This window comes from Ruegeria sp. HKCCD6604 (genome assembly GCF_013110635.1).
Taxonomy (GTDB): Bacteria; Pseudomonadota; Alphaproteobacteria; order Rhodobacterales; family Rhodobacteraceae; genus Ruegeria.
The window spans coordinates 206022-226019 of sequence record NZ_WVQW01000004.1 but is presented as its reverse complement, the minus strand read 5'-3'; the positions used below and the strand labels follow the sequence as shown (position 1 = coordinate 226019).

21 protein-coding genes are annotated in these 19998 nt (G+C 58.6%); 10 read left to right on the top strand and 11 right to left on the bottom strand.

What is annotated here, in order from left to right:
• Positions 1–20: 20 nt before the first annotated feature.
• From GS614_RS12730 to GS614_RS12700, 7 genes are all read right to left on the bottom strand, one after another.
• The gene (locus GS614_RS12730; protein ID WP_171232091.1) at positions 21–398 is read right to left on the bottom strand and encodes a VOC family protein; all 378 of its coding nucleotides are present in this window, start codon (positions 396–398) and stop codon (positions 21–23) included.
• A gap of 3 nt (positions 399–401) precedes the next feature.
• Complete coding sequence (locus GS614_RS12725) at positions 402–950, bottom strand: thioredoxin family protein (protein ID WP_171726485.1); 549 nt, start codon at positions 948–950, stop codon at positions 402–404.
• A 120-nt stretch (positions 951–1070) separates the two neighbouring features.
• A complete protein-coding gene (locus tag GS614_RS12720; protein ID WP_171726484.1) occupies positions 1071–2330 on the bottom strand; it encodes a TRAP transporter large permease in 1260 nt (419 codons plus the stop codon).
• A complete protein-coding gene (locus tag GS614_RS12715) occupies positions 2327–2860 on the bottom strand; it encodes a TRAP transporter small permease (RefSeq protein ID WP_171205185.1) in 534 nt (177 codons plus the stop codon). The genes GS614_RS12720 and GS614_RS12715 overlap by 4 nt, the downstream gene beginning before the upstream one ends.
• 63 nt (positions 2861–2923) lie before the next feature.
• Entirely contained in the window at positions 2924–3898 is a 975-nt protein-coding gene (locus GS614_RS12710) for a TRAP transporter substrate-binding protein (RefSeq protein WP_171364397.1), read from the bottom strand.
• A gap of 23 nt (positions 3899–3921) precedes the next feature.
• Positions 3922–4464, bottom strand: a complete 543-nt coding sequence (locus GS614_RS12705; RefSeq protein WP_152460347.1) for a 3-hydroxyanthranilate 3,4-dioxygenase — start codon at positions 4462–4464, stop codon at positions 3922–3924.
• 105 nt (positions 4465–4569) lie between these two features.
• Complete coding sequence (locus GS614_RS12700) at positions 4570–5523, bottom strand: dihydrodipicolinate synthase family protein (RefSeq protein WP_171726483.1); 954 nt, start codon at positions 5521–5523, stop codon at positions 4570–4572.
• 146 nt (positions 5524–5669) lie between these two features.
• On the opposite strand from GS614_RS12700, the gene GS614_RS12695 reads away from it, so the two are divergent.
• The 10 genes from GS614_RS12695 (at position 5670) to GS614_RS12650 (ending at position 16184) form a co-directional block, all read left to right on the top strand.
• Entirely contained in the window at positions 5670–6443 is a 774-nt protein-coding gene (locus tag GS614_RS12695) for an aspartate dehydrogenase (protein ID WP_171726482.1), read from the top strand.
• Positions 6444–6445: 2 nt separating this feature from the next.
• The gene (locus GS614_RS12690; RefSeq protein WP_171205183.1) at positions 6446–7411 is read left to right on the top strand and encodes a LysR substrate-binding domain-containing protein; all 966 of its coding nucleotides are present in this window, start codon (positions 6446–6448) and stop codon (positions 7409–7411) included.
• 81 nt (positions 7412–7492) lie between these two features.
• A complete protein-coding gene (locus GS614_RS12685; protein WP_171726481.1) occupies positions 7493–8923 on the top strand; it encodes an NAD-dependent succinate-semialdehyde dehydrogenase in 1431 nt (476 codons plus the stop codon).
• A gap of 169 nt (positions 8924–9092) precedes the next feature.
• Positions 9093–9242 carry a hypothetical protein gene (locus GS614_RS12680; protein ID WP_171726480.1) on the top strand — a complete coding sequence of 50 codons (150 nt, stop codon included), beginning with the start codon at positions 9093–9095 and terminating at the stop codon, positions 9240–9242.
• A gap of 15 nt (positions 9243–9257) precedes the next feature.
• Positions 9258–9605 (top strand): hypothetical protein, encoded by a 348-nt coding sequence (locus GS614_RS12675; RefSeq protein WP_171726479.1) that lies wholly within the window; start codon positions 9258–9260, stop codon positions 9603–9605.
• On the top strand, positions 9598–10842 hold the full coding sequence (gene glp, locus GS614_RS12670; RefSeq protein WP_171726478.1) for a gephyrin-like molybdotransferase Glp: 1245 nt from the start codon (positions 9598–9600) through the stop codon (positions 10840–10842). Before GS614_RS12675 ends, glp begins: the two co-directional genes overlap by 8 nt.
• Positions 10843–11126: 284 nt before the next feature.
• Positions 11127–12377: a sarcosine oxidase subunit beta family protein gene (locus tag GS614_RS12665; protein WP_171726477.1), complete on the top strand. Its 1251-nt coding sequence runs from the start codon at positions 11127–11129 to the stop codon at positions 12375–12377.
• 12 nt (positions 12378–12389) lie between these two features.
• Entirely contained in the window at positions 12390–12677 is a 288-nt protein-coding gene (locus GS614_RS12660) for a sarcosine oxidase subunit delta (RefSeq protein ID WP_171119335.1), read from the top strand.
• Entirely contained in the window at positions 12674–15628 is a 2955-nt protein-coding gene (locus GS614_RS12655) for a sarcosine oxidase subunit alpha family protein (protein WP_171726476.1), read from the top strand. The genes GS614_RS12660 and GS614_RS12655 overlap by 4 nt, the downstream gene beginning before the upstream one ends.
• The gene (locus GS614_RS12650) at positions 15621–16184 is read left to right on the top strand and encodes a sarcosine oxidase subunit gamma (RefSeq protein WP_171726475.1); all 564 of its coding nucleotides are present in this window, start codon (positions 15621–15623) and stop codon (positions 16182–16184) included. Before GS614_RS12655 ends, GS614_RS12650 begins: the two co-directional genes overlap by 8 nt.
• Here GS614_RS12650 and GS614_RS12645 read toward each other — a convergent pair.
• The 4 genes from GS614_RS12645 to GS614_RS12630 all read right to left on the bottom strand — a co-directional run bounded on the left by GS614_RS12645 (position 16143) and on the right by GS614_RS12630 (position 19882).
• A complete protein-coding gene (locus GS614_RS12645; protein WP_171726474.1) occupies positions 16143–17174 on the bottom strand; it encodes a GlxA family transcriptional regulator in 1032 nt (343 codons plus the stop codon). The two genes, GS614_RS12650 and GS614_RS12645, sit on opposite strands and share 42 nt — an antisense overlap.
• 45 nt (positions 17175–17219) lie before the next feature.
• A complete protein-coding gene (locus GS614_RS12640; protein ID WP_171205176.1) occupies positions 17220–17459 on the bottom strand; it encodes a hypothetical protein in 240 nt (79 codons plus the stop codon).
• 256 nt (positions 17460–17715) lie between these two features.
• The gene (locus tag GS614_RS12635) at positions 17716–18873 is read right to left on the bottom strand and encodes an aromatic ring-hydroxylating dioxygenase subunit alpha (RefSeq protein ID WP_152460334.1); all 1158 of its coding nucleotides are present in this window, start codon (positions 18871–18873) and stop codon (positions 17716–17718) included.
• A gap of 103 nt (positions 18874–18976) precedes the next feature.
• On the bottom strand, positions 18977–19882 hold the full coding sequence (locus tag GS614_RS12630; protein ID WP_171726473.1) for a LysR substrate-binding domain-containing protein: 906 nt from the start codon (positions 19880–19882) through the stop codon (positions 18977–18979).
• Between the last annotated feature and the right edge of the window lie 116 nt (positions 19883–19998).

Below are 19998 nucleotides of genomic sequence, written 5' to 3'. Positions count from 1 at the left end.
GGTATCGGAGCCTGCCATCTCTATTCGCCGGTCCGAAAATCGATGTGAATGTGATTGCCGTCCGGATCCCAGACGTTCAACTGAACGGTGTCGATCGCCGTCAGTTCCACACGGCGATAGGAGACGCCATTTGTTTTGAGATGCGCTTCGAACCGATCCAACCCTGTCGCCGAAAAAGCGAAATGCTCAAGCTTCAGGTCTGCGTCCGAACCCGTGGCCTCGGCCTGGACACCGACCAGATGCACGAAGGCGTTTTCTTCGACATAAAGCCAGGCTCCGGGAAAGGGGAAGGGTGGGCGTGGCCCGACCCGCATCCCCAGCACGTTGCAGTACCATTCGATCATCTCGTCCAAACGCGTGGTGCGCAGATTGACATGATCCAGTGACGTGATCCCCATGGCCTAGCCTCGGGTCCATTTGATCGAACATCCCATTGAGGGTGTCTGATCTTGGGGGCCTTGCCCGGTCTCGGCAATTTGCAGCATCGCATTGACCAATTCTGGTTCGCGCTTGCTAGTCTGGCCGCGGCCCAGATTGTCCAGACGGCCCCGGTACTGCAACTTTCCATCCGCATTCAAACCGAAGAAATCCGGAGTGCAGACAGCACCATAAGCCTTTCCTACGGATTGATCCTCGTCCACGAGGTATGGAAAGTTGAAGCCGTTCTGCCGTGCAAATTCCAACATGTTCTGCGGCGAATCTTCGGCGTAATCGCGATAGTCGTTCGACATGACCGCCAACACGCCGATCCCCTTGGACATCAGCAGGTCCGTGTCCTGGGCAAGCCGGTCCGTGATCGTTTTGACATAGGGGCAATGATTACAGATGAAGGCGATCAGCAACCCGTTTTGCAGATGATCGGACATCTTGAAGGCCCGACCGTTCGGGTCTTTGAGCGTGAAGTCCGGGGCGTTCCAACCGAAATCGCAGATCGGAGTGTCGAGCAGCATGATTGTCCTTTTTGTGACCAATTGGCATGTTCAGACCAGCTTAGCTGACGGGCGCCGTTAAGTAGAGCGAGATTTCCGGCGTCATGTCTGCGACGGAATGCGCCTGCAAACGTAGCTGGTTCAGATCAGCAGCGTTGACAGGCTTGGGTAATAGCTGAGCAGAAGCAACACCAAAGTTACTGCGATCAGGAAAGGCCAAAGCGATTTCAGGATTGAACCGGGCGATGTGCCGCTCATGGACGAGGCGATGTACAATCCGATCCCGACCGGGGGCGTCAGCAGCCCAAGCACAAGGTTCAGGCAAGCAACAATGCCGAACTGATAAGGGCTGATATCATATGACCCGGTTGCAATCGGCAGCAGGATCGGAGTGATCAGGATGATCGCGGCGATGCCATCGATCACCATTCCAACCAGCAAAAGCGCAAGGTTCACGATCAGCAGGAACACGAACGGGTCCGAAGTGATCGAGGTGATCAACCCAGCCAGTTGCTGTGGTATTTCCTCATAGATGATGACCCAGCCGAACACGCTGGCGGCCGCGATCATGAACAGGATCATCGACGCGTTGGCCGCCGTGCGTTTGAACATCTGTGCCAGGTTGCTCGGCTTCAGGTCCCCGTAGACCAACCAGCCCACCAGAAACGCGATCAGGGACGCGATTGCGGCGGATTCGGTCGGTGTGGCGATCCCGAACAGAATGCCGCCTATGATCGACATCGGGATCAGCAGGGCGGGGGCCGCGCTGATCAAGGCCTGGACGGCTTCGGCACGCGTCATCCAATGCCCTTTCGGAAAGCTCTGCCACCACCCGATCAGGGTGATGACCGATGCAAAAGCCCCGGCAAGGATCAAACCGGGCAGGATTCCTGCAATGAACATGTCACCAATCGGGATCTGAGCCAGAACACCGAAGATGACAAACATCATCGACGGCGGGATGACCGGAGCCAGCAGCCCGCCCGCGGCCGTCGTGGCAGCGGCGAAACCCTTGTCATAGCCCTCCTCCTCCATCGCGGGGACCATGGCGCGCGACATCACCGCGATCTGCGCCGTCGCAGACCCGATGATTGCCGCCATGAACATGTTTGCCAGCAAGTTGATATAGGCCAGCCCGCCGCGAAACCCGCCGACAAATACCCGGGCCAGCGCGACAAGGCGCCGGGTCATGCCGCCTTCGTTCATCAATTCTCCGGTCAACATGAACAGAGGAATTGCCAGCAGGCCGTAATTCTCAAGACCGCCGAACATTTTCTGCGCGAAGCTGTCATAAAGAACCGTGTTGCCGCTTTCCCAGATGTACCAGATGGCCGTGATCGCCAGCACGATCGCCACGGGCACGGACAGAAGTAGAGTGGCCAGAAAGACGATGGGGCTCATGGCTGTGCCCCTTTGCCCGGGGGGCTCAGCAGATGCATGGTGGAATGCAGTGTCGCGCCCAGTGCGAAAAGCCACATCACCAACCAGAACAGATACTTTGGCAGGCCCAGGGTCAGCGTTGGCTCGGCGTAGATGAAATTGAATGTCTGACCTTGAAACGCCGCCACGTCAAATCCGCTGCTGGCGATGTCCAGCGGAAGGAACCAGCGCCAGCAGAACCACAGCATCGCAAGGGAAAAAGCAAACACGACCACGTCCACACCCTTGCGGATCAATGGTTTCGCGCGTTCGGGCACGTTGTCGGAAACGATGGAGATCGACACCGAGCTGCGATGGTGCAATGCGGAAGACGCGCCCAGAAAAGTCATCCAGACCATCGCGTAGATCGCCAGCTCATCAACCCAGAACAGGGCGTTGCCCGCCGTTCGCGTCACGACATTCAACAAAATCAGAGCCGTTATGCAGACTGCCAGAAAGGCAGCGCACCACAACTCGACCCGCGCCAAGCCTGCCGACAGCCGATACAACATCGCTGCTCTCCCGTGAAAAAGGGCGCAGGATCGAGCTGCGCCCCTTTCGTCATGCCGTTTTCGTTATTTTGTTTCTGCCGCAGTCTGCCGCAAAGCGTCAAGGGAAGAGGTTTTCTGGGACCAGATCCCGTTCCACTCTTCGATCGCGTCGCCAAAGAACGAGGCATCAACCTTTTTGTAGGCTTTGCCAGTGCCCTCGATCTGCTCCAGCCATTTGGCATCGTTTTCAACGTAGGCATCAATGGTGCTGTCGACATGCTTGGCCATGAGTTCCGCGATCATCGCGCGGTCTTCTTCAGACATACCAGCCCAGACCTTGGCCGATACCAGCCCGACCATCGGGAACATCATGTGATCCGACTGCACGATCGTGTCGGCGTGTTCATAATATTTCAGAACCCAGATCAGCTCGGCGTCCATGTCGATGGCGTCGACCTGACCATTGGCCAGCGCATCATAGACGGCAGGCAAGGGCATGGGCGTGGGTGCCGCCCCCACCGCGTTGTAGAAGTCGAGGATCGGCGTGAAAGGCGTGATCCGCAGCTTGAGGCCAGACAGATCTTCGGCGGAGGAAACCTCGCCCCGGCTGACGATCTGGCGCAATCCTGCCATCCCATATCCTAGTCCAACGACACCAACCTGCCCCGGCAAGGGTTCCAGCATGGATTTGGCCGTATCGGATCGCAGGATGCGCCCCGCGTGTCCAATGTCATCTGCCAGATAGGGCGCATAGAACGCCCCCAACTCGGGCGCGCGGTTCGAAACTTCAGCCACGGTCATGAAAGCCATGTCCAACGCGCCGGTCTGCAATTGTTGCAGCATTTCGGCCTCGTTCCCCAACTGGCGGGCCGGGAAGACCGATACCGAATGCGCGCCACCACTGGCCTCATTCAACTCGGCCCCAAACGCTTCGGCGGCTTTGGTCCAGATATGCGGTGGCGGCGTGATCAGACCCAACCGAAACTCTTCGGCGTGAGCGGCCACGGACGCCAATGCCAACGCAGCCGCAGAGGCGGCGATTTTTGCAAAATGTCTCATTACTTCCCCTGTTTGATCTTGTTTTACAACGTGACCCAGCCCTCGGGCGGTTCCTTTCCCGGGTGCACAGCCTGACAATTGGGGCAGGTGCGGTCTTGTTCCGAGGCATAGAACTTCTGATAAACCGGAGGCAGGTCATCAACGATGGACTTTAGCTGCATTTCCGCTCGATGCACCAGTGATCCGCATTCAAAGCAATACCATTCGATGGCGTCCAGCTCTCCGGTCTGGCGCTTGGGTTCAATCACAAGCCCGATCGAACCTTCCTGAGGGCGCTGTGGCGAATGGCGTACATGCGGAGGCAGCAGAAAAACCTCGCCTTCTCGGATCGGAACATCATAGAACTCCTCTCCGTCATAGATTTTCAGCACCATGTCGCCTTCAAGCTGGTAGAAGAATTCTTCCACCGGGTCATCGTGGTAATCGGTTCGCTTGTTCGGACCACCCACAACAGTGACCATCAGATCGGCGTCTTCCCAAACCTGACGATTCCCTACGGGCGGTTTGAGCAGATGGCGGTGTTCGTCGATCCAGGCCTTAAAGTTGAACGCTTTCAGTTTTGACATGTCCCACTCCCTATCCCGGAAAGTTTGGCGCGTTTTTTCATGACCGCAAAGAAATTATCAGCATCTCGCTATCCGATTTCCTTATACTGCCCGGCCTCACCCAGCTCAGACGCGCAGCCCGCTTTCATCAAATGCTTTGCGAATGATCGCTTTTTCGGCGTCGGTCAGTTCCAGCATCGGCGGACGTACACGGCCACCGACCTGACCCAGCAACTCTTGCCAGTACTTCCCGAATGCAGTGGGTTTGCCCGCAGGACGCGCGCGTTTCATCGCGTCGCGGACAGGGTTCAGACTGTCAAAGACACGTCGCGCTTCATCGGCCTTTCCCACAAAGGCCAGACGCGTGTATTCGTTCATCCGCTGATCGACCTTGCTTTGCAGCTGATAGGGCGGGGACGAGCAGAGATAGAGCTTCCAGTCCAGTTCCAATATGTTGTCCAGCCACTCATGTTCAGCCGAGGTCGAGACATGGATCCTGTCGCCCACCATATGGGTCAGCTTCACGTACATCTCGCGCGGGACCGAGTATTTTATCGCAACGATATTGGGTAAGTCCGCAATGCGAGCGCATTCTTCGGGTTGCATCAAATAGCCGCTGTCTGGATGGCTCCACATGGCGATGCCGATATCCAGTTCGTCACAAAAACGCTTGTAGTACTGGTACAAAACCTCTCCGCGATCGTGCACAAAGCTCAGAACCGGCGCGTGCAGTACGATGTAATCCGCACCGCAGTTCTGGGCGTGATGCGCCAGGTCCAAGGCCGTATTCATGTTCTGGTCCGAGACCGAGACGATTACACCGGCTTTGCCTGCGCATTCGTCAACGGCAATTTCGAAGTTGCGCTTGCGCTCTTCGATGCTCATCGAAAAGAACTCGCCCTGTTTGCCGGCGACGAAAAGGCCCTGGATGTCCAGATCATCGATCCAATGGCGGATGTTTGCACGCAGTCCCGATTCATCCAGAGACAGGTCATCATTGAACGGGTTCAGTGCCGCTGCCCATATCCCAGTCATATGTTCGCGGGCATAGGCCTTCGCATCGTGTTTTGAGTATTTCATTTCCAAAGTGGTCCCCGTGGCTTCATCAGGAACAAAACACACCAGGCGGGTCGGTCCAGTGCCATTTCAGGGAAATGGTTATCTGAAAAACATATACCACCAACTTACCAATTCAGATTTTTTCAATGCTGGTCTAGGGTCCAGACATGAAGATCGCAGTCATCGGAACCGGCGCAATCGCGCAGTTTGTGCAGCGCATGTTGCCAGAACATGGGCATGAGTTGGCAGCCATTCTGGTCAGACCACACCGCGTTGATCCAAAATCGCCCAAGTCAGTCGGTTCGGTTGATGACCTGCCGGCCGGAATCGAAATGGTTCTGGATTGCGCGGGGCACGAGGCATTGGCCGGTTTGGGTCCGGACATTCTGGCGCGAGGGCTGGATATCATCAGTGTCTCTGCCGGCGCACTTGCGGATCAGCAGGTCAGTGATCGGCTGAACAGGGCCGCGCGAAAGGGTGGGGCGCGGCTGCATCTGGCAAGCGGTGCCATAGGCGGGCTGGACTGTCTCAGCGCCGCAGCGGTCGGGCCGCTCAAATCCGTCACATATGTGGGGCGCAAGCCGCCGGCGGGGTGGAAGGGATCACTTGCCGAACACAGTCTTGACCTCGGCAACATCACCGCGGCTGAAGCACATTTTCAGGGTTCCGCACGAGAGGCGGCGCTGGCTTACCCAAAGAACGCAAATGTCGCCGCCGCCGTCGCCTTGGCGGGTGTGGGGTTCGATAACACACAGGTTCGTCTGATCGCCGATCCGACGATCCACAAGAACATTCACGAGGTCGAGGCTGAAGGCGATTTCGGCACGTTTCAGTTCCGGATCAGCGGCACCGCGCTGCCCGACAACCCGCGAAGCTCGGCGCTTGCGGCCATGAGCGTGCTGTCCAAGCTGGATCAGCTTTGCAAGCCGATTGTTCTGTAGCCATGGTTGGACGCCACTCTCGCATCGTTGACCGCGCCTTGACCCGCCTGAAGCTGCGACAGCTGCGTCTGCTGGTTGCAGTTGGCGCACATGGGAACATTCAGAATGCCGCGCGTGAGCTGGGAATATCTCAGCCAGCGGCAACCAAGATGATTCAGGATCTTGAACTGGATTTCGAAGTCAAGCTGTTCACGCGCACCAACCGAGGCGTTGTGCCAACGGTTTTTGGCGAAACTCTCATACGTCACGGGAAGCTGATATTTGCTCAGGTTTCCAATGCCGCGCAGGAACTGGACGATCTGAACGAAGGAAATTCCGGCCGTGTCGTGGTGGGAACACTGCTTGCAGCGTCAACTAGCTTGCTACCTGCCGCCATTGAACTGCTGTTGAAAGACCGCCCGAACGTTGCAGTCAAGATCAGCGAAGGGACCAACGAGGTGCTCATGCCCCGGCTGCTGTCGGGTGAGATCGACATGGTTGTAGGACGCCTGCCGTCGCACCGGCATCGCGACAAGATTCGACAGGAAAAACTGTTCGAGGATCGGATATTGGCCATTGTCGGCCCTAAACACCCGCTTGCGGGGCGGGACGCCGTGACCTTTGCGCAAACCAAGCCGTTTGGCTGGATTCTTCCCCCGCAAGAAACCACGTTGCGACGTCAGGCGGATCATTTTTTCGTCGGCCAGCAGCAATATGTGCCACCGGTCGCCATAGAATCCGTGTCCTACCTGACGAACCGGGCGCTGCTGCAATCCCGCGACCTGATCGGCCTTATGCCTGCCGAGGTCGTCGTCCAGGATATCGAAAACAACCATCTTGCCCAGCTCGCCTGGGAGGTTCCTTTCGGGCAGGGGCCGATTGGAGTGTCCTTCCGTGCCGATGACGATCTGTCGCCTGCGGGGCGCGCTTTCAAAACGGCTCTGCATCGGGCGGCGCAGAGCAGACAGACCAGATATTCGCCAATTTGATATCCGTATTCGCGCAATGCGCTTGAACTCATGCGAGGCATCGCGCGATCAAAAATCAAGGCAAATGGAGGCGCCGGTTTCATGTATCCAGAGCTCAGGCTGTTCATTGGCGGCACGTGGCGAAAAACCGGGCGCGATATCCCGGTTGTCAACCCGGCAACCGAGGAAGAACTCGGTCGATTGCCTTGCGCATCGGTGAAAGACCTGGACGACGCGCTGCAAGCGGCCGTCGAAGGCTTTCGACTGTGGCGCCGCACATCGCCGCGGGAACGCGCGGATACGATCCTGCGGGCGGCAGCCCTCATGCGTCAGCGGCAGGAAGAAATCGCGCATTCCATTACTCTGGAACATGGCAAGCCTTTGAAGCAGGCCCGGCTGGAGGTCATTCGCGGCGCCGAGTTCTTTGAATGGGATGCGGGCGAGGCGATGCGGACCTATGGGCGGATCATTCCGGCGGCGCAGGGGCACAAATTTGCAGTTCATCACCAGCCTGTCGGCGTTGTCGCGGCATTTTCGCCGTGGAACTTCCCCATGAGCCAACCTGCCCGGAAAATCGCCGGTGCTTTGGCCTCGGGCTGTTCGGTGATCCTGAAAGCGGCAGAAGAAACGCCTGCCGGCGCTTTGCACATAGCAAAAGCGTTCGAAGATGCCGGTCTGCCGGCAGGGGTTCTGAATTTGGTGTTCGGTGAACCATCCGAGATATCCGGCCATCTGATCCCGCAGGACCCCGTTCGCCTGGTGGCCTTCACCGGATCGACAACCGTCGGGCGTCATTTGACCATTTTGGCGGCCCGGCACGACACCCGAGTGCTCATGGAGTTGGGCGGCCACGCGCCGGTCATCGTTTGCGAAGATACGGATGTGCAATCGGCGGCCGTTTCAGGCGCGGTCCGCAAAATGCGCAATGCCGGTCAGGTCTGCACTTCGCCAACCCGTTTCTTCGCGCATGAGAGTATTTTTGACGCCTATGCGGCCGGGTTTGTTGCTAGGGCCAAAGCCACGGTTGTCGGCAATGGGCTTGACGCAACCGTTGAAATGGGCCCAACGGCCAACGACCGGCGCGTTCCAGCCTTGTCAGAGCTGGTTGAAGACGCAGTGGCACAAGGGGCAACGCTTGCCACAGGGGGATCGCGGCTTGGTGAGCGGGGATATTTCTTTGAACCCACGGTGTTATTGAACGTTCCTAAAGGGGCGCGGATCATGCGCGAAGAGCCGTTTGGACCGGTTGCGGTGATCAACCCGGTTGCTTCGCTGGATGAGGCGGTCGATCTAGCGAATTCAGTTCCATACGGGCTGGCGGGGTACGCTTTCACCAATCGGGCGGATTACATCGACCGTCTGATTGACGAGGTCGAGGTCGGTAATTTGTCGATCAACACGCTTGAAGCATCGATGCCGGAAACGCCCTTTGGGGGCGTGAAATCCAGTGGCTATGGTCGGGAAGGCGGAACCGAAGGCCTTGAGAATTACATGACGGTCAAGAACGTCTGGCATTCGGCCAAGATCTGCTGAAAAAGACCCCGGCACCTTCACCTGTCGACTTTTTCGCGACCAAGCCAGCCTTTTTCCTTTCGAAACCGACCAAAGGGCCAGCGCAACGCTGCGGTTGTGATTTCAATACCTGCGGAACCAACAAAGGCGGCAATGTGCCCTTCCTGATGGGGCGCCCGAACAGCGGATCATGACCTATGTCAATGACAGTAAACCCGCCTTGCTGTCCATTGGCCGGGAATTTCTGGCCGGACCGTGCGACAAAAACCATCGCGTCCTTTTGCCGGTGATGATCAGCGTTTCGGCTGACCTGCTGGGGGTTACCCGCCGGGCGGCCTGAACTCCGGAGGGACGGATGAACACTTGGCTGACGCTATCTGCACCAATCCCTGCCTGGGATACCGTGGGCTTCAAGAGGTCGTCGAGAGGGCCCACCGTAACGTCCACCCTTGGCATGGGCTCTGACTGCGCGCGCGTGTCTGAGCTTTGCGGCCAACCCGAGCCGGATTTGTCGTCCGGAAAAGAAGGCGGCGACGGCATAGGTCGCGCCGCACATGGTCGGCATGGCGTGGGCACGCTGCCGGTCGTTGGTGATCCCAACTCGGATTTGGAAGCGGTCAAAGCCGGTCTGCCCATTCTCGATCCGGCCGAACAGTCGGGATTCGCAGGACCCTTAATGTTTTCGGAGACTCAAAATGGCTGATGGATGCGCCTGTGACCGCCACGCCCACATGTATCTGACTGTAGATGACGCCCTTCAGCGCGGTCTTTCCGTCGCCGATCCTGTTGCCGAAACCGAGATTTTGCCGCTGGAACAGGCGATAGGCCGGGTTCTGGCCGAGGATTGCACCAGCAAGGTCGACATGCCTGCCTTCGACAACTCTGCCATGGATGGCTATGCCATCCGCACCGGTGATCTGGGCGATGGGCCGATGTTCGAACTGCCCATCGCCGGGCGCGTGGCTGCGGGCGACTGCGGTGACCATGATGCCCCTGAAGGCAGCGCTTTGCGCATTTTCACGGGCGCTCCGGTGCCGCCTGACTTCGATGCCGTGTTGATGCAGGAAGACTGCGATCTTCTGATCGACAGGATTCGATTCAGCCGCCGCCCGAAACCCGGCCAGCATATCCGGCGCGCGGGGGAAGATCTTTGTGCCGGGGGGCTGGTCCTGCGAGGCGGCTGTGAAATTGGACCGCGTGAGGTGGCAGCCCTGGCATCCGCCGGGTACGGCGAGGTCCTGGTGTTCCGAAAACTGAAGGTCACGATCTTTTCGACAGGCAGCGAACTGCGCCAACCGGGTGAGCCCCTTGGCCCCGGCCAAATCTACAACTCGAACCGATATATGCTGCTGGCGCTGTTGCAAAAACCCTGGATCGAACTGACCGACCGGGGGCCGGTCGTGGATGACCCGACCCGTCTGGAACAGGTTCTGCGCGAGGCGTGCGATGCCTCGGATCTGATCGTTACAACCGGGGGGGTGTCTGTTGGGGATGAAGACCACATGCCCAGACTGTTCAGTGAGATCGGCGGCGAAACCGATGTCATGAAAGTGGCGATGAAACCGGGTAAACCGGTCATGTTCGGGAGGCGCGGGCATGCTCTCTATGTTGGTCTGCCGGGCAACCCTGTTTCGGCCTATGTGACATGGCAGATAATCGGATCGCAGATGATGGCGCGCCGTGCGGGTCTGCGCCACAGGCCTCAGATACCTGTTCAGGCCGTGCTGGCTGAACCCGCGCAGCGTCACGCGGGCCGGCAGGAGTATCGTCCGGTCCAGATTGACGGCACCTCGCCCGAAGGCCTTCCCAAAGTGCGTCTGATGGCACCCTCCTATAGCGGCCGTGTTGCCTTGCTGGCGCAGGCAGACGGGTTGGCGATCATACCCGCTGAGATCGAAGATCTGCCCGCCGGGCATACGCTTGAATTGTTGAGGTTCTGATCCCCGCTAAACAGGTGCGTTGCCTTTTTTCCTGCAACTGCAACGCCGCGGTCATGGTGGGCAACCGGAGATCGGCCGGATGGTTGGCATCGCGTTCTTCGCGCGATGGCTGTGCCGGCCCGCGATGCATGCACCGGAAAACCGTCAGGTGGCGCGACAATCAAACCGAATACCGGCCTGAAAATTGTCGCAACCGATAAACTCCGTGACGGATTACGTCGTGACTGGGGCTTTCCCGGCGGCACATGATGCTTCGGCGCACTGAGGGTTAAGGACACAAATTCATGCGGTATTCGGCACTCGCGATTATGCGGCAGGTTTTGAACGGGCATCGGGGCTGGAAACCGGCATGGCGCGATCCCGAGCCTCAATCAAGCTATGATTTCATCGTGATCGGCGGCGGCGGTCATGGCCTTGCGACGGCATACTATCTGGCCAAGGAACACAACGCCGCCAGGGTGGCGGTTCTGGAAAAAGGCTGGATCGGTGGCGGCAACGTCGGGCGGAACACAACGATCATTCGCGCCAATTACCTGTTGGATGGCAACCAGCCATTCTATGAGCTGTCGCTGAAGCTGTGGGAAAACCTTGAACAGGACCTGAACTACAATGCGATGGTCAGCCAGCGCGGTATTCTGAACCTCTGTCATACGGACGCGCAGCGTGACGCGTATCGTCGTCGCGGCAACGCGATGATGTTCACCGGCTCTGGGGCGGAACTGCTGGATGCAGAGGGCGTTCGCGCGATGTATCCGTTCCTGAATTTTGACGATGCGCGCTTTCCGATCAAGGGCGGTCTGTTGCATCGCCGCGGTGGTACGGCGCGTCATGACGGTGTGGCCTGGGGCTATGCCCGTGCCGCGGATCAACGGGGGGTCGACATCATCCAGAATTGCGAAGTCAACGGGTTCCGCATCGAAAACGGAAAACTGCTGGGCGTTGAAACCACACGGGGTTACATCGGCGCCAAGAAGGTGGGCCTGGCGGTTGCCGGGTCTTCCGGGCGCGTGATGGCAAAGGCAGGGATGCGCCTGCCGATCGAAAGCCACGTGCTCCAGGCCTTTGTGACCGAAGGGCTGAAACCGGTGCTTGACGGGGTGATCACTTATGGCGCCGGACATTTCTATGTCAGCCAATCGGACAAGGGCGGTCTGGTCTTTGGCGGCGATATCGATGGCTACAATACCTATGCGCAACGCGGCAACCTGCCTGTGGTCGAGGACGTGGCCGAAGGCGGTATGTCCCTTATGCCGATGATCGGTCGCGCGCGCCTGCTGCGGATGTGGGGCGGCGTGATGGATATGTCGATGGATGGCTCGCCATTCATAGATCACACTGGAATTGACGGGCTCTACTTCAATGGTGGCTGGTGCTATGGCGGGTTCAAGGCAACGCCGGCATCTGGTTTTTGTTTCGCGCATCTGATGGCCACCGACCGACCGCATGACGTTGCAACTGCCTATCGGCTGGACCGGTTCAGAACCGGCCGGATGATTGACGAAAAAGGTGTGGGCGCACAGCCCAACCTGCATTGAGGAGGCCCGGACATGATCATCAATCATCCACTGCTTGGCCCGCGTGACGCGTCCGAATTCACCTATCTGGGCGACGCGAGCCTGATCAATCGGCCCGACTGGCAATCCGACACGGCCGCCGCTGAGTTTCACGACTATCTCTACCTGCGCGACAACCCGGCAGGAACCCACCGCGAGTTGTGGTTTCACGAGCAGGGCGACCGCTCGTGGCTGGTTGTGACACGCGACACGCTGACCCATGAAATTCTGGCAACAGAACTGGCGCGGGATGTAGCCCGCAAGACGGGGCGGGGAAAATGACCCAGAACAATCGTTTGCAGGGCGGTCTGATCGACCGGTCCAAAAAGCTGCGCTTTACCTTCGATGGCAAATCCTACGAAGGCTATCAGGGTGATACGCTGGCCTCGGCTCTGCTGGCCAATGACGTGCGGTTGGTTGGCCGCTCGTTCAAGTACCACCGTCCACGCGGTGTGCTTGCCTCGGGCTCGGAAGAGCCCAACGCGCTGGTCGAGCTGCGCACAGGCAACCGGCAGGAACCCAACACACGCGCGACCACGGTCGAACTGTTCGATGGGCTCGAGGCGACATCGCAGAACCGCTGGCCCTCGCTCGCCTTCGATGCGCTGTCGATCAATGATCGGCTTTCGCCCTTTTTGACGGCGGGTTTCTATTACAAGACCTTCATGTGGCCCAAGGCGTTCTGGGAAAAGCTCTATGAACCGATGATCCGCAAGGCGGCCGGTCTGGGCAGCCTGACGCAGGAGGCCGACCCGGATATCTACGACAAGGGCTATTTGCATTGCGATGTCCTGGTTATCGGTGCCGGTCCTTCCGGCCTGATCGCGGCGTTGACGGCGGCGCGGTCTGGCGCGCGGGTCATTCTGGCGGACGAAGACAGCCGGATGGGTGGGCGTCTGTTGTCTGACTGTGACCGGTTCGAGGGCATTTCGAATGCCGATTGGGTCGCGCAGACACTGGGAGAACTGGCGTCGATGGACAATGTGCGCCTTCTGACGCGCACCACCGTGTTCGGCACCTATGATCACGGCATTCACGGCGCCCTTGAGCGGGTCTCGGATCACCTTGCGGTGCCCGAGGCGGGGAAACCACGCCAGATTCTGTGGCGCATCTACGCGAAGCACTCGGTGCTTTGTGCCGGCTCTACCGAACGTCCGATTGCTTTCGAAAACAACGACCGACCGGGCATAATGCTGGCGGGCGCGATGCGGGCCTATGCAAACCGCTGGGCTGCGACACCGGGCCAGCGCGTGGCGATCTTCACCAACAATGACGAAGGACACCGCGCCGCACAGGATTTGATCAAAGCCGGGATCAAAGTTGTTGCCGTGATCGACCCGCGCCACGATGCACCGCGCATTGCCGAATGTGAATTGCTGGCCGGGGCGCAGGTCACGAACACGCAGGGCCGTCTGGGGCTAAAATCGATCAACGTGCAGATGGCCGATGGTCAGACCCGCCCCATCGAAGTAAGTGGTCTGGGCGTTTCGGGTGGGTGGAATCCGAATGTGCAACTGACATGCCATCAGCGCGGCCGCCCGCAATGGTTCGAACCGCTTGCAGCCTTAATCCCACCGGCTGAGCTGCCGAAAGGTATGGCTGTCGCCGGTGCCGCCGCGGGCAACCTGACCAGCCACGGGGCGATCGCCTCGGGCACCAATGCGGCACTTGCGGCGCTTGACGGCCTGGGGATCAGGGCCTGTCCGGTCAACCTGCCGAAAGCCGAGGATGATGAGATCCGTATCACCCCGTTGTGGCATGTGCCCGGCAAAGGCCGCGCCTGGCTGGATTTCCAGAATGACGTGACCGTCAAGGATGTCAAACTGGCCGAACAGGAAGGCTTCCGCAGTGTCGAGCATCTGAAACGCTATACCACCCTTGGTATGGCGACGGATCAGGGCAAAACCGCGAATGTCGGCGCGCTGGCCGTGATGGCCGAGATCACCGGCAAGAGCATTCCCGAAACCGGCACGACCATCTTCCGGCCACCGTACACGCCCGTGGCGATGGGGGCCTGGGCCGGGCGCTCGGTCGGAAAAGAATTCAAACCTACGCGACTGACGCCCAGCCACCAATGGGCCCAAGAACAGGGCGCGGTATTCGTCGAGGTGGGCCCCTGGCTGCGTGCGCAATGGTTCCCCAAGGCTGGTGAGACCCATTGGCGCGAGTCCGTGGATCGCGAGGTTCTGGCCGTACGCAGCGGTGTCGGCGTCTGCGACGTGACCACGCTGGGCAAAATCGACGTGCAGGGCGCGGATGCGGCAGAGTTCCTCAACAAGATCTATTGCAACGGCTTTGCCAAACTGCCGGTGGGCAAGACCCGTTATGGTCTGATGCTGCGCGAAGACGGTATTGCCATGGATGACGGCACCGCCGCCCGCCTGGCCGAGGATCACTTTGTGGTCACCACCACAACCGCAAACGCGGTTGGTGTCTATCGCCACATGGAGTTCGTGCGCCAATGCCTGTTTCCGGACATGGATGTGCAGATGATTTCGACCACCGACGCCTGGGCACAATATGCCATAGCGGGCCCGAAATCCCGCGAGTTGCTGCAAAAGGTCGTTGATGACGGCCATGACATCAGCAACGAAGGTTTTCCCTTTATGGCGTGTGGCGAGGTGACCATTGCCGGGGGGATCCCGGCGCGGCTTTTCCGCATCTCGTTCTCGGGCGAGTTGGCCTATGAGCTGGCTGTGCCTACCCGGTACGGTGACGCGCTGATCCGACATCTGATGGCGCTTGGAGAGCCCTTTGGCGTAACGCCGTATGGCACCGAAGCGCTTGGCGTTCTGCGGATTGAAAAGGGCCATGCCACCGGAAACGAACTGAACGGAACCACCAGCGCCCACAATCTGGCCATGGGGCGCATGGTCTCAGCCAAGAAAGACAGTATCGGTGCGACGCTCAGCGCACGCGAAGCACTGACCGATCCGGATGGCCTGGCTTTGGTCGGCATTCAGCCGGTCAACAACGCCGATACCGTGCTGGCCGGTGGCCATGTGTTCGACGAGGATGCGCCACACCTGCCGGAAAACGATCTGGGCTATGTCACATCGGCTGCCTATTCGCCGCACCTGTCCAGCAGCATCGGCCTGGCCTTTGTAAAACGCGGGGCGCAGCGATTGGGCGACACCGTGCAGATTGTCAGCCCGGTGGATGACACCAACATCAAAGCGACGCTTGTCAGCGCGCATTTCGTTGACCCCGAAGGAGAACGGCTCCGTGCGTGATTTTGTTACCAAGACCGCCATTGGCGGCAGTGAACCCAAACGGGACGTGGTCGGAACTCTGACCTTTCAGGAACGGGAGGATGTGGCGCTGGCATCCGTCTCGGCCCGGTTGGGACAGGAGGAAACCGTCAAAGCCAAACTTCAAACCGTTTGCGGAATCCCGGCGCCTGAGGCGGGGCGGTGGGAAAAGGGCGAAACCAGCAGCCTGCACTGGCTGGGCCCGGATCAGTACCTGTGCGAAGAAGCTTTTGCAGGCCCGTTGGACCTGGCCCGGCGTATGGAAACTGAGCTGGCCGGCATGGCGTCGGTGACCGATCAGTCGGACGCGTTCACACGCATCGACATGACCGGGCAGGGTGCAACAGGCTTGCTGCAACGCCTGACCGTTCTGGATGTCGAACAGATGCAGGCCGGAGCTTTCAACCGCACTGCAATCCACCATGTGGGGTGCTTGCTGCGCTGCAATGAGGCGGGAACGGATTTCTCGGTCTACGCGCCACGCAGCTATGCGATTTCAGTTCACCACATGCTGATCGAGGTGGCCAGGGCCCTGTGAAGGACGGTGCCCAAAGGACAAAGCCGCGTGTCTGGCGCCGCGGCTTCGTTCCTTGCGTTCCTGAGTCGGCGGCAGACCGAATTCGCGCCGATAGTTGCTTGAAAACGAACTGGCGCTGTCATACCCGACCGAAAGCGCGATTTCCTGCAAAGACTGGTCGGTGTAAAGCAGCTTCTGCCGCGCCGCATCCAGTCGCAGCCTGCGATAGTACCCTCCGGGACTGATCCCGGTTTCCTTCTTGAAATGCCGTTCCAATTGCCGGATGGACATGCCAACGCGCTTCGAAACCTGCTCGATCGAGATCTTGTTTTCGATGTTGTTTGCAAACAACTCGATGGCCCGTCGAACCGGGCGCGGCAGGGCATTGCGGGTCTGATTTTTGCTGTAGCCCGGCAAAACCTGCAACGTATCCGCATCGCGCAACGTCGCGTATTGGAACCAGCAGGCGGTTTCGACGGCAACCGCATCGGACACCTCGTCCGAAATCACGCCCAGCATGAACTCAAACACCGCTGAAGTCCCGGCAAAGGACATTCGGTTGCGATCTATCGTATAGAGCGTGTCACACAGGTTCACCCTGTCGAATTGTTCCTTCAAAGCAGCGGTGTAACAGAAATGTGCGCTACAGCTGTAACCATCGAAGAACTTTTCTTCCGCCAGCGCAAAAAGTGAGCCGCTGACCGAACCGATCCGCGCGCCACGGGACAATAGCCGTCGCAGCGCTCCGCCCGAAGCCTTGCGATCCTTCAACCGGGCTGAGGCCCCGGCAAAGACCAGCACGACGTCGGTTTCCTCAACCTCGGACAATGCCTTGTCAGGGTTGATGCTGAGGCGTGAGCTGGACATGATCTGTTGCCCATCTTCCGAAACGACAGTCCAGCCAAGACCATCGCTGCGGCTGATCTCATTGGCCACGCGCAGGGGGTCGATGGCCATGGACAAGGCAGCAAGCGGGAAATCTCCGAGGCACAGAAAGGTGAAATGGGTCATGCTTTGTCTCTTTGCCAGCACGATACCCCAACTACACCGATTTCGTCAGAACACCAAACGATGGGCGCGGCCGCGCTCGTATAGTTTTCGGTTCAACTCATCCGCTTGGGGCGCGCCGTATTCCAGCGCGAAAACAAACGCATGTGTAAGGTAAAAACAAGCGGCGTCGAGATCCTGATTTTGCTCGGCCCGGTCGGCTGCCTCGTGGTACAGCCGGATCAGCGCAGGCACATCATTATCCGCATGAGCCTGTAACAGTTGCTTGTCGAGTTCTTGCAGATCCAAGGTCAGCCTCTTACCGGAAACGCGAAGTGTGTTGGCCTGTACGCAATCATACGCTTTCTACCTTTTTGCGCCTGAGTCCCGATTTCCCAGCGTCGTTAGCGATGCGGACCGGCCCTTGATGAACCCATCAGACGCATCCGCATGCGTCTTTGCGCGATCGCGGAACATCGCCTGCATCTGCGATGTTCCTGATTGCAAATGACCGAGCAGGATACATCCGTGGCGCCCTCAGCCCATGATCCGGCCGGAAAGCCGCCTATGCCTCGGCACGGGCTTTTTCGATCTGAGTGGCCACCCAGTGGTGGAAACAATGCGTTGGGCCATCCATCGCGGGCGAGAAGCGGCCGCCGTCGAATTTGACGCCATGACGGCCTTTCTGCATGCCCTCGACCACGAACACGTCCTCTTCGAAAACGGTTTTCCAAAGCTGCGCGTTCTTTGCGCGCAACGCTTCGTGCTCGGGTGCGTCTTCCGGTTTTTTGGCGTAGTACAGCTCGATCCTTTCGTTCGACCGCTCATGCGTGATCGGATCGATGATGAAGGCAAATCCATGGTCGCGTTGAACACCCAGCAAGGTGTTCGGGTACACGACGATGTATTCCGCCCCTTCGTTCCACTTTTCGCTCAAATTCTGGAAGTCATCCAGTTTTTCGCCGTTCTGACCTTCAAACTGGCGATAGACGTAGGTGCCCTGACCCGAATACTTGCCCAGTTCATTGATGTTGTAGTGGTCTTCCAGACGCGAATAGCTGTTGAGACCCGGGTGAACCCAGGGCAGGTGATAGCTTTCGCAGAAATTTTCGACCGCCAGTTTCCAGTTCGACTCCAGCTCGAGCCGGACAGACGCGCCGGCGCCGCCATGATACATGGGCTGTTCAAAATCTTTCCAGCGTTCCATCAATTCGCGATGGACCTCTTCGAACTCCGGGGCGTTGCCATCCACATTTACGAAGACAACGTCGCGCCAGACATAGGAACGAATGCGGATCAGGCCCAGTTCAGCAAAGTCCAGATCTTCATGTGTGTTCTGTCCGGGGCCACCGACATGCGGCGCAGTGCGCAGTTCGCCATTCAGGCCGTAACACCAGCTGTGATAGGGGCATCGGATCGCGCCGCGGATTTTCTGCGGCTTGTCGACCAAAATCATTCCGCGATGGCGGCAGGTGTTCTGGAAAACGCCGATCTGCCCGTCACGGTCGCGCACCATCAGAAGCGGCACACCGAGGAAGTCGATCGGAAAGGCATCTCCCGCTTCGGGAATGTCCTTGCCAAAACCGATGCCCGACCAGTTCGCGAACAGGACCGCCTCCCGTTCCTCGGCGAAGACATCGGGATCGATATAATGCTCGTTCGGCAGGCCCTTGGCGGTGTTTACCGGGGTCAGAACAGACGAAAGCGCTGAATGCTTGTTCATCGGTTGCTCCTGAGTAATTCGGAATGTGTTGAACGTTACTCCCATTGGCCGGTCGAGCCGGCTTCATTCAATATCAAAAAACCTCATGGCCGATTGAGGCAGACTAAACCGAACCCCCGGACAATTCACCCAGCAACCAGTTTTTCAGCGCCAGGGCACCTTCTGTCAGTTGGTCGTCCGGGCGACCGACGAGGTAAAAATTGTTCGGGGCAGGGAGGCTGAATTCTTCCAGCGCAACAAGTTTTCCTGATGTCAGCATGGGCTGGATCAAGCGTTTCCACCCCAATGCAAGCCCGGCCCCTTTCCGGGCCAACTGCAACGCCAACGCATAGCTGTTTACGCGCGACTGCACCGGTACAACTCCGGTATATCCGAGGTCGTGAAACCAAGACGGCCAAGTGGTCCATGTGTTGTCCTGCGTTTCAAGGTGGATCAGGCGACGTTCGACCAGGTCTTCAAGGCTTGCCCCCTTCAGTTCCATGGCCATCTCGGGGCTACAGACCGGCGTCAGAGTATCACGGTACAGTTTAGTATGGTTCAGCTGCGAGTTCACGTCACGACCGTAACGGATGAAAAAGTCGATATCCGGTCTGTCCGAGAATGGCTTGTCTTGCGCCATCTGGTTCACTTTTACGTGCGGGTAGTCTTGCCAGAACCGGATGACCGACGGAGAAAGCCACAACGCCGCCACTGCGGTAGTGGACCCGACCGTCACCGGATTTTCTGAATCGCCGCTGCGAATCTTTTCAAGCACCTTCGATATCTGCCGGAACGACGAACCGAGCACTTCAAACAGGTCCTGGCCATCCTCGGTCAGCTCTACGCCCCTGTGCTTTCTGACGAACAGCGCCGAACCCAGTTCACTTTCCAGCGCTTTTATCTGGTGGCTGACAGCGCCTGGCGTAACCGACAGTTCGCCGGCCGCTTCTTTGAAGCTGAGATGCCGCGCGGCGGCCTCGAAGGCCGACAAAGTCGTGAGTGGTGGAAGATTATAGTGGCGTCGTGACATGGTGCTGCGTTGCTCAAAAGGTAGAGGTGAGTTACATTCATCCGAATGTGAGAAATTTTGCAATTGAAATCTATGTTTTTTCCTGCTGTTTGCGATCGGGTACAGAACCAAAGTCG